The sequence below is a fragment of the Kitasatospora sp. NPDC002965 genome (assembly GCF_040611255.1).
Taxonomy (GTDB): Bacteria; Actinomycetota; Actinomycetes; order Streptomycetales; family Streptomycetaceae; genus Kitasatospora.
In genome coordinates this window covers 1-9539 of the sequence record NZ_JBEXNT010000220.1, presented here as the reverse complement: position 1 = coordinate 9539, position 9539 = coordinate 1, and the positions used below count along the sequence as shown (strand labels likewise).

Below are 9539 nucleotides of genomic sequence, written 5' to 3'. Positions count from 1 at the left end.
ATCTTATTTTCTGCTTTTTTTTTGTTTATTTGGGTGGTGCCCGCGGGCTGCCGGGTGGGGGGGGGGCCCCCGGGGGGGGCGCGGGGGGCGCGGGGGGGGGGGGGGCGGCCGGCGGGGGACGGCCCCGGTGTCACCGGTCTCACAGGCGGGAGGCCGCCCCGGCCTCCGTTCCGACGGCCCGACCGGTCAAACTGGTACGAACCACGCCGTCGAACCGCGCCACCGAAACCGCCCCGTCCACCCCACCCGACGCACCCGCCCCACCCGCCCCACCGCCTCCGCGCGACGTACCGAACTGGCACCCCCGGCCGGGGGAGCCGCCAGGGCACCCCCGGACCTGGAGATGCGAGCATGACCGACACCTGGCTGCGCCGGGCCCGCCGCTACCCCCGCCTGCTCGACGCGCTGCTCACGCTCGGGCTTCTCGTCGTCACCGCCGGGTCGACCATGACCGACCGCTTCGGCAACCACCTGGAGCCCGATCCGGCCGCCCTCACCCTGGCCGTCCTCTCCAGCGCCGCCGTCCTCGCCCACCGGCGCCGCCCCTGGGCGGTCCTCGCGGCGACCCTCGTCGGCGGCCTGGCGATCTGCTTCACCGTGGTCCAGCTCACCCCTGGCCTGATCGCCCCGCTCGTGGCCGCGCTGTACTTCGTCGCGGTGCACACCGACCGCACCACCGCCCGGATCGCCACCGGCGTGGTGGCCGTGCTGGTCACCATCGTCACCGCGATCAACGAGCCCGACGGGCCGATCGGGGCCAAGATCGGCGTCGTCTCATGGATCCTGCTGCCCGGCGCCCTCGGCGACTCCGTCCGCAACCGCCGCGCCCACCTCGCCGCCATCGAGGAACGCGCCGAACGCGCCGAACGCACCCGCGAGGAGGAGGCCCGCCGCCGGGTCGCCGACGAGCGGATCCGGATCGCCCGCGACCTGCACGACGTGGTCGCCCACCACATCGCCCTCGCCAACGCGCAGGCCGGCATCGCCGTCCACCTCCTCGACCGGCACCCCGCCCAGGCCCGCGAGATGCTCAGCCACCTCACCGACGCCACCGGCTCCGCGCTGCGCGAGCTCAAGGCCACGGTCGGACTGCTGCGCCGTGCCGACGACCCCGAGGCCCCGCTCGAACCCGCCCCCGGCCTCGGCCGGCTGCCCGATCTGCTCGACTCCTTCGAACGCGCCGGCCTGCCGGTCCGGCTCACCGTCGAGGGCGAGCCGCAGCCGCTCTCCCCGGGCGTCGACCTGACCGCCTACCGGATCCTCCAGGAGTCCCTGACCAACGTGGCCAAACACGCCACCGGCACCGCCGCCGCCGTCACCCTGACGTACACGGGCAGCCGGGTCCTGGTCGCCGTCGCCAACGACCGGCCCGCCGCCCGCCCCCGCCCCACCGGGCCGGCCGGCTACGGCCTGATCGGCATGCGGGAGCGCGCCTCCGCCGTCGGCGGCCGGCTCACCGCCGACCACCGCCCCGGCGGCGGCTTCCTGGTCTCCGCCGAACTGCCCCTGCGCACCGCCGCCGCCCGAGAGGACAAGGATCCCCGATGACCATTCGCGTGCTGCTCGCCGACGACCAGGCGCTCCTGCGCGGAGCCTTCCGCGTGCTGATCGACGCCGAGGACGACATGGAGGTGGTCGGTGAGGCCGCCGACGGCCGGGAGGCGGTCGAGCTGGCCAGGTCCACCCGCCCCGACGTCGTCCTGATGGACATCCGGATGCCCGGCGTCGACGGGCTCTCCGCCACCGCCGCGATCTGCGGCGACCCGGACCTCGCGGGCACCCGCGTGCTCATCCTCACCACCTTCGAGATCGACGAGTACGTCGCCCAGGCCCTGCGCGCCGGGGCCGGCGGCTTCCTCGGGAAGGACGCCGAACCGACGGAGCTGCTCGGCGCCCTGCGCCGGGTCGCGGCCGGCGACCCGCTGCTCTCCGCCGCCGCCACCCGCGCCGTGATCGAGCAGCTCCTCGCGCACCCCGACCCGGCCCGCGCCCCCGCGGGCGTGCCCGAGCGCCTCGCCGCCCTGACCGCCCGCGAGCGCGAGGTGATGGCGATGGCCGCCACCGGTCTCACCAACGAGGAGATCGCGGCCCGGATGTTCGTCAGCCCCTTCACCGTCCGCACCCACGTCCACCGGGCGATGTCCAAGGTGGAGGCCCGCGACCGGGCCCAACTCGTCGCCCTCGCCTACCAGTCCGGCCTCGTGCAGAGCCCCCGCCAGGCCCCCTGACACCACCCGGGCGGCCCGGGCCGGCGCCGCCGGGCGTCCCGCCGGGCCGGTCGCCGCGTGCACGGGTGTCCGCCGAACACCGCTGAAGGGCACGGGTGTTCGAGCCGCCGCCGCCGACGTGCAGCGATCCGTCCGGCGGGTCGGGTCGTCGTTCGCAAGGGTCGGCCCCGGCCCGGGGCGCCGGCCCTCGGCACCTCCGTTCCGGGGGGCGTGCGTATGCGGAAGGGGCGCGTACCGCCGGGAACGCAACTACTCGTCGAGGTCGGTGCGGTGTGCGCGGGGCCTCGCGCCCCAGCGTGCCGGGCCCGGGGCCGCGCTCTGCCGTCCGAGGTAACAGGATGTTTACCGGATCGGCACGATCCGTGCTCGGTATGCGCTTTTGCCTTCCCGATACCCGTGTTTTACTTCGTCTTGACGCGGCATCAGGTCACCGGGGGGACACCGAGGGTCATCGACGCGCGGCTGTTCGGCGCGCCGTGCCACGGCCCGTACCCGTCCGTCCACCGGAGACGTCTGGTTCCGACGTGCCTGCCCGTCCACCGCCCCTCCCGGCCGAGGCCGAGGGGGTCACCGAAGGAGGCATCCACCCTCATGGAACCGCTCATCGACAGGGCCCGGGCGTTCCCGCAGCGCGCGGGAGACACCGGCCGGGAGCTCACCGGCCTCGCGGCCGGCCAGACCCCGCAGGCCCTCTTCATCACCTGCTCCGACTCGCGCGTGGTCCCCACGCTGATCACCAACGCGGACCCCGGCGACCTCTTCGAGCTCCGCACCGCCGGCAACATCGTCCCGGTCTACCGGGCCGACGGCTCCTCGGGCGAGACCGCCACCATCGAGTACGCGGTCGAAGTGCTCGGCGTCCGCGACATCGTCGTCTGCGGGCACTCGCACTGCGGCGCGGTCGGAGCCGTGGTCCGCGGCGAGGACCTCAGCGTGGTGCCCGCCGTCCGCGCCTGGCTGCGCCACGCCGACCACGAGGTGCTCCGCGCGGACGAGGCCGACGTGTTCGACCCGACCGTGGCCGGGCCGGTACAGCGCCACGTCCTCACCCAGCTCGACCGGCTGCGCGGCTACCCCGCCGTCGCCCGGCGCCTGGTCGAGGGCGAGATCAGACTCCACGGCTGGTTCTACGAGATCCACACCGGCCTGGTGCTCGCGCACCGGGCGGACGCCGGCCTCTTCCTCCCGCTTTGAGGCCGGTTCCGCGCGACGGCCCGCAGCAGGACCGTCCGCGTCCGCGCGGCCCGGGGCCCCGTGCTTCGTCTGCGCACCCCTCGCTCCCGTACCGCTCGCGGCCGTACGGCCCGCAGGGCCGTCGTCCGCACCGCCACCGTCCCCACACCACAACTCTCCCGAGGACCCGATGACTCGTCGTCCCGCCCTTCGGCTGAGCACTCTGCGCTCCGACTTCGCCGCTTCCCTCGTCGTCTTCCTGGTCGCCCTCCCGCTCTGCGTGGGCGTCGCCGTCGCCTCCGGGGTGCCGGCCGAACTGGGGCTGGTCACCGGCATCGTCGGTGGCCTGGTCACCGGGCTGATGCCCGGCAGCAGCCTCCAGGTGTCCGGCCCCGCCGCGGGCCTGACCGTGCTGGTGTTCGCCGCCGTCCAGGAACACGGCCTCGCGACCCTCGGTGTGATCACCGCGGTCGCCGGCCTCCTCCAGCTCGCCATGGGAGCGGCCCGCCTCGGCCGGCTGTTCCGGGCGATCTCCGTCTCGGTCGTCCAGGGCATGCTCGCCGGGATCGGCCTCGTCCTGATCGCCGGTCAGCTCTACGCGCTGGCCGACGCGAAGGGCCCCTCCGGCGGGCCCGCGAAGCTGGCCGGACTGCCGGGCCTGGTCGCCGACGTCGCCGGCAGCCCGCGCGGGCTCGCCGCCGCCGCGGTCGGCGCCGGAACGGTGGCGATCCTGCTGCTCTGGCCGCGGCTGCCCGCCCGGGTCCGGGTGGTCCCGGCGCCGCTCGTGGCCGTGGCCGCCGCCACGGCGGTCACCGCGCTGTTCGACCTCCCGGTCGCCCGGATCGAGGTGGCCGGCCTGGGCGGGGTGATCGACCTGCCCGGCGTCTCCGACCTCGCCGCGCTCGGCAGCCTCGGAGTGCTGGGCACGGCCTTCACGTTCGCGCTGATCGCCTCCGCCGAGAGCCTGTTCAGTGCGGCGGCCGTCGACCGTCTGCACGACGGCCCGCGCACCGACTACGATCGCGAGCTGCTCGCCCAGGGGGTCGGCAACACCCTCTGCGGCGTGCTGGGTGCGCTCCCGATGACGGCGGTGATCGTCCGCAGCGCCGCCAACGTCCAGGCCGGCGCCAGGACGAAGGCCTCCCGGGTGCTGCACGGGTTCTGGCTGCTGCTCTTCGCCGCGCTGATCCCCGCCGCGCTGTCGGCGATCCCGCTCGCCGCGCTGGCCGGGGTACTGGTGCACGCGGGCGCCAAGCTGGTGCCGGTCCGCTCCCTCCGCCCGCTCTGGCGGGCCGACCGCGGCGAGGCGGTGATCCTGGCCGTCACGGCCGTGGCGATCGTGGTCACCAACCTGCTGGAAGGGGTGCTGCTCGGCCTGCTCCTCGCGGTGCTGAAGAGCGCCTGGGACACCTCGCACCTCCAGGTGACGGTCGCCGACCTCTCCGACGGCGAGGAGATCCAGGTGGTGCTGCACGGCAACGCCACGTTCCTGCGGCTGCCGCGTCTGGTGGAGACCCTGGAACGGTTGCCCGCGGACCGCCCGGTCCGGCTCGACCTGTCCGGTGTGCGCCACCTCGACCACGCCTGTCGCAGCGCGCTGGAGCTCTGGCAGGAGCGCCACAACCGCAGTGGGTCGGCCGAGTTGGTGGGTCTCCCGGCCTCGGCCTGACGGAGTCCGACGGAGTCCGGCACGGCCCGACCAGGTCTGACGGGACGGCGGCGGGGGCGGGGACGGCCGGTGGTCCGGCCCGCCCGCCCCCGCCGCCCCGCCCGCGTCTCACTCCTCCACGCCGAGCGCGGCCAGCAGCTCACCGCGCAGCTCACCGCGGCCCTTCCCGTGCCCGCCGCCCGCCGTACCGCCCGCCGTACCGGCCGACGGCCGCAGGTCGTGCGAGATCCGGCCGTCGGTCAGGACCAGGACCCGGTCGGCGAGCGCCAGCGCCTCGTCGATGTCGTGGGTGACGAGGAGCACGCACGGCCGGTACCGGGCGCAGAGCCGCCGCAGCAGGGCGTGCATCCGCAGCCGGGTGAGCGCGTCCAGGGCGCCGAACGGCTCGTCCAGCAGCAGGAGTTCGGGCTGCCGGACGAGGGCGCGGGCGAGCGCCGCCCGCTGGGCCTCGCCCCCGGACAGTACGGCCGGCCAGTCCCGCTCGCGGCCGGCCAGGCCGACCTCGGCGAGGACGGTCCGTCCGGTCTCCCCGGCGTCCGGGCCGGTGAGACCGAGCACCACGTTCTCCAGGACGCGTTCCCAGGGCAGCAGCCGGGCGTCCTGGAACACCACCGAGACGCGCTCCGGGACGTCCGCCGTCCCGGAACCGGTCGCACCGGGGGTGTCGCCGCGGCCGGCGCCGCCGCGGCGACCGTCCCGGCGGCCGTCCTCGTACCCGTCCAGCCGGCCGAGGGCCCGCAGCAGGGTCGACTTCCCGGAGCCGCTGTGGCCGAGCAGCGCGGTGAACTCGCCGGGTGCGAGGTCGAGGTCGACGCCGTCCAGGACGGTCCGGCCGCCGAACGAGCGGGTGAGCCCGCGCAGCCGGACGGCGGGACCGTCCGTCGCGCCGACGGGGTCCGCACCGGTGAAGGTGTCGGCGGTCAGGCCAGGGTGCGGCGCCATGCCAGCGCCCTCCTTTCGAACAGGCGGACCAGGGTGTCCGAGAGCAGGCCGAGCAGGCCGTAGACGACCAGGCCGACCACGATGACGTCGGTGCGGCCGAACGTGCGGGCCTGGGTCATCAGGTAGCCGATGCCGCTGGAGGCGTTGATCTGTTCGCTGACCACCAGCACCAGCCAGGAGATCGTGACCGACATCCGCAGCCCGGTGAAGAAGCCCGGTGCGGCCCCCGGCAGGGCGATCCGCCGCAGGAACCCGGCCGGCGTCAGGTCGACGGTCCGGGCCAGCTCCGCGTACCGGGGGTCCAGGCCGGTCAGCGCGGCGTGGGTGTTGAGGTAGACCGGGACGAGGGTGCCCAGGGCCACCAGGATCACCTTGACCTCCTCGCCGATGCCGAACCAGATGATGGCCAGGGGCACCAGCGCGAGGATCGGCAGGGAGCGGACCAGCTGCACCGTTCCGTCGATCAGCGCCTCGCCGATCCGGCTGAGCCCGGCGGCCAGCGCGAGCAGTAGTCCGGCGGCGACCCCGAAACCGAGGCCGAGGGCGGCCCGCCGGAGCGAGACCAGCAGGTGCTCCTGGAGCTCGCCGCTGCGGGCCAGGTCGCCGAAGGTGGCGGCGACGTCGGCCGGCGGGGCGAGGGTCTGCGGGTCGAGCAGCCCGGTGGCCGAGGCCACCCACCAGAGGACGAGCAGCAGGACCGGTCCGAGGGCGCGCGCGAACGGGATCCGGCGGCGCGGGCGGCCCACCGGTCGGTGGGTGCGGCGGGGCCTGCCGGACCGGCCGGGGGCCCGGGGCCGGGCGGGAGCGGACGGGGTTGAGACGGTCACGATGGTCCTCTCGGGGGAGCGCCGGTCGTCGCTCAGCCGGCCAGGGCCTGGCGCTGGACGGCCTCGAAGCGGCGGTCGAACTCGCCCGACACGTCGAGCTTCCCGGGGAGCGCCCCGGCGGCCGTGAGCAGGTCGGCGATGGCCTGGTGGTCGGTGAGGGCCTGCTCGTAGGAGGGGAACGCGGCGGTGCCGGTGTTGCGGAAGATCTGGCTCCCGGTGGCGGCCGGGATGTTCTGCTTCTTCACGTAGTACTGCTCCACCCACTCCGCCTCGTTGGCGTTCTGCCAGGTCAGCGCCTTGGTCCAGCGGGCGGTCAGGTCGGCCAGCGCGGCCGCCCGCGCCGGGTCCTTGAGGGTCTTGCCGGGGGTGATGAGCAGCAGCAGGCCGCTGGTGAGGTCCTTGTCGTCGGTGATCTCGTGGGCGCCCTTCTCGGCGTTGGGCAGCAGGTACTTGGAGGCGAGCGGCTCGGTGAGCGCCGCCGCGTCGATCTGGCCGCTCTGCAGGGCGGCGGGGATGTCCAGGACCTGGAGGTTGACGAGGGTGACGTCGGTGGTCTTCAGCCCGGCGCGCTTGAGTGCGTTGAGGACGGCGGGCTGGAAGGTGGTGCCCTCGGTGTAGGCGATCTTCTTGCCCTTGAGTTCGGCGACGGTCCTGGCCGGGTTGCCGGGCGAGGTGACGAGGTGGACGGCGGAGCGGCTGGTCTGGGCGACGCCGACCACCTTGACGTCCTGTTGGGCGGCCTGGGCGAAGATGGCGGGCGTCTCGGCGACGATCCCGAGGTCGAGCGAGCCGGCCCGGAAGGCCTCCAGGATCGCCGGGCCGCCCTGGAAGGCGCTGTAGCCGAGCTTGTACGCGGTTCCCTGGTCCTGTCCGGAGGCCTTGAGCAGGACCTCCAGCTGGGCGTTCTGGTCACCGATCCGCAGGTCGGTGCCGGCCGGGACGCTGGTCGGCAGCGGTTCCTGCGGGGCGGGCGCGGCGCCGGCGGCGGAGCCGGTGGTCCGACCGTTGGAGGCGCAGGCGGTCAGGGCGAGTGCGGCGACGGCGAGTGCGGCGGCGAGGCGACGGGGGCGGTGCATGGGTGGAACTCCTCTGTCAGTGCGATGGGTTGGCGCGGGTTCAGGCCGCGCAGGCCTGGTGGTCCCGGACCGGGTAGCCGTACCGGGTGCCGCGGGCGGTGCGGCGCCGTCGGCGGGGGCGGCGGGCGAGACGGGGGCGGCGTTGGTCGGCGGCTGGGCGGTGAGGACGAGCGGGGCGGAGGCGATCAGGGTCGCGGCGCGCGGGAGCAGCGGTCGGCGGCGGGGTGTCGGCGCCGGCATGGGGATCGGGTCCTTCGGTGGGACGGGCCCCGGCCGGGTGCCCGTGGTCACGGGCGGGCGGCAGGCGGCGGGGACGGTGCGGGGAGCGGTACGGGCGGCACCGGCGCCGCGGGCGGGTCGAGCGGCGGGCCGGCGAGGTCCCCGGGACATCGGGCGGGCGCCGGGCGGAGCGCGTCCAGCGCGCCCCGCACCGTTCCGCCGCCCGCCGCCAGCGCGGCCCGGGCGGCGGCGGGGGCCGCGTCGGCGAGCAGCACCACGAGGGCGGGCTTCAGTTCGCCGTCGGTGGCGGCCAGTGCGGACCGGCAGGCCTCCGGCCCGGCGCCGGAGGCCTGGGCCAGGAGCGTGAGCTTCCGTGCGGCGAGCTTCCGGTTCCCCGCCGCGACGTCCGTCATCAGGTTGGACCAGGTACGGCCGAGACGGACCATCACCGCCGTCGAGAAGCCGTGCAGGACGAGCTTCTGTGCGGTGCCCGCCTTCATCCGGGTCGAACCGGTGATGACCTCGGGGCCCGACTCCACGCAGACGTGGAGGTCGGCGAAGTCGGCGAGCGGCGCCTCGGGGTCGGCGCTCACCAGCACCGTGAGCGCGCCGGCGGCGCGGGCCGCGTGCAGGGCGCCCGCCACGTACGGGGTCCGGCCGCTGGCGGCGAGGCCGAGCACGACGTCCCCGGCCGCCGCCTCCGCGAGCGCGGCCCGGCCGGCCTCCTCGCTGTCCTCGGCGCCCTCCGCGGCCCTGGTGAGCGCGGCCGGGCCGCCTGCCAGGTGGACCCGTACCCGGCCGGGCTCCAGCCCGTAGGTGGGCGGCAGTTCGGCCGCGTCCAGGGTGGCGTACCGGCCGGAGGAGCCGGCGCCGACGTAGTGCACGGTGCGGCCGGACCGCAGCGCGTCCACGGCGGCGTCCACGGCGCGGGCCAGGGCGGGCAGCGCGGTGGCCACGGCGGTGGGCACGGTGGCGTCCTCGGCGTTGATCAGCCGCAGGACGCCCAGCGCGTCCAGCCGGTCGATGCCGGTGCTGCGCGGGTTGCGCGCCTCGGTGGGCGGCAGGTGGTGCACGGGTGCTCCCGGGGTGGTGCGGGGACGGGGAAACGTGGGGACGGATCGGACGGAGGGGAGGGGGGACGCGCCTGACCGGGACGCGCCCGACCGGGACGGGTCCGACCGGGGCGCGCCGGGTCGGGGCGGCTCTGCCCGGGGCGGGGTGGAGCCGGGGCGGGGAGCGAGGTGCGGTCGGATCGAGGACCCGGGCGTTCCGGGCCGGCGTCGCTCAGGCGAGGGCGTCGGTGAGCGCGCGCCGCACCGTCCTGCTCGACCCCGGCCACAACTCCGGCAACTTCTCGCACACCGCCGAGATCAACCGGCAGGTCGACATCGGCAACGCCCGCAAG

The 9539-nt window shown here is 75.7% G+C and carries 8 protein-coding genes and 1 pseudogene; 5 read left to right on the top strand and 4 right to left on the bottom strand.

The window, feature by feature from the left end:
* Positions 1-351: 351 nt before the first annotated feature.
* From ABZY91_RS40330 to ABZY91_RS40315, 4 genes are all read left to right on the top strand, one after another.
* Positions 352-1548, top strand: a complete 1197-nt coding sequence (locus tag ABZY91_RS40330; RefSeq protein ID WP_329881205.1) for a sensor histidine kinase — start codon at positions 352-354, stop codon at positions 1546-1548.
* Entirely contained in the window at positions 1545-2228 is a 684-nt protein-coding gene (locus ABZY91_RS40325) for a response regulator transcription factor (protein ID WP_329881203.1), read from the top strand. The genes ABZY91_RS40330 and ABZY91_RS40325 overlap by 4 nt, the downstream gene beginning before the upstream one ends.
* Positions 2229-2819: 591 nt before the next feature.
* A complete protein-coding gene (locus ABZY91_RS40320; protein ID WP_329881201.1) occupies positions 2820-3422 on the top strand; it encodes a carbonic anhydrase in 603 nt (200 codons plus the stop codon).
* A gap of 169 nt (positions 3423-3591) precedes the next feature.
* Positions 3592-5070, top strand: coding sequence for a SulP family inorganic anion transporter (locus tag ABZY91_RS40315; RefSeq protein WP_355409031.1), 1479 nt, complete (start codon positions 3592-3594; stop codon positions 5068-5070).
* Positions 5071-5178: 108 nt separating this feature from the next.
* Here the strand turns inward: ABZY91_RS40315 and ABZY91_RS40310 are convergent, their stop codons facing one another.
* From ABZY91_RS40310 to ABZY91_RS40295, 4 genes are all read right to left on the bottom strand, one after another.
* Complete coding sequence (locus tag ABZY91_RS40310; RefSeq protein WP_355409029.1) at positions 5179-6012, bottom strand: ABC transporter ATP-binding protein; 834 nt, start codon at positions 6010-6012, stop codon at positions 5179-5181.
* Positions 5991-6839 carry an ABC transporter permease gene (locus tag ABZY91_RS40305; RefSeq protein WP_355409028.1) on the bottom strand — a complete coding sequence of 283 codons (849 nt, stop codon included), beginning with the start codon at positions 6837-6839 and terminating at the stop codon, positions 5991-5993. The genes ABZY91_RS40310 and ABZY91_RS40305 overlap by 22 nt, the downstream gene beginning before the upstream one ends.
* 32 nt (positions 6840-6871) lie before the next feature.
* The gene (locus ABZY91_RS40300) at positions 6872-7915 is read right to left on the bottom strand and encodes an ABC transporter substrate-binding protein (protein WP_355409026.1); all 1044 of its coding nucleotides are present in this window, start codon (positions 7913-7915) and stop codon (positions 6872-6874) included.
* A 287-nt stretch (positions 7916-8202) separates the two neighbouring features.
* On the bottom strand, positions 8203-9207 hold the full coding sequence (locus ABZY91_RS40295) for an N-acetylmuramic acid 6-phosphate etherase (RefSeq protein ID WP_355409024.1): 1005 nt from the start codon (positions 9205-9207) through the stop codon (positions 8203-8205).
* Between the two features lie 239 nt (positions 9208-9446).
* Here ABZY91_RS40295 and ABZY91_RS40290 point away from each other — a divergent pair.
* Positions 9447-9539: pseudogene (locus ABZY91_RS40290) on the top strand (N-acetylmuramoyl-L-alanine amidase); the annotation flags it as partial.

Excerpts from the sequence above, each read along its gene's own strand:
- ABZY91_RS40300 (WP_355409026.1), bottom strand. The coding sequence starts at position 7,915 with ATGCACCGCCCCCGTCGCCTCGCCGCCGCACTCGCCGTCGCCGCACTC.
- ABZY91_RS40310 (WP_355409029.1), bottom strand. The coding sequence starts at position 6,012 with ATGGCGCCGCACCCTGGCCTGACCGCCGACACCTTCACCGGTGCGGAC.
- ABZY91_RS40320 (WP_329881201.1), top strand. The coding sequence starts at position 2,820 with ATGGAACCGCTCATCGACAGGGCCCGGGCGTTCCCGCAGCGCGCGGGA.
- ABZY91_RS40315 (WP_355409031.1), top strand. The coding sequence starts at position 3,592 with ATGACTCGTCGTCCCGCCCTTCGGCTGAGCACTCTGCGCTCCGACTTC.
- ABZY91_RS40325 (WP_329881203.1), top strand. The coding sequence starts at position 1,545 with ATGACCATTCGCGTGCTGCTCGCCGACGACCAGGCGCTCCTGCGCGGA.
- ABZY91_RS40330 (WP_329881205.1), top strand. The coding sequence starts at position 352 with ATGACCGACACCTGGCTGCGCCGGGCCCGCCGCTACCCCCGCCTGCTC.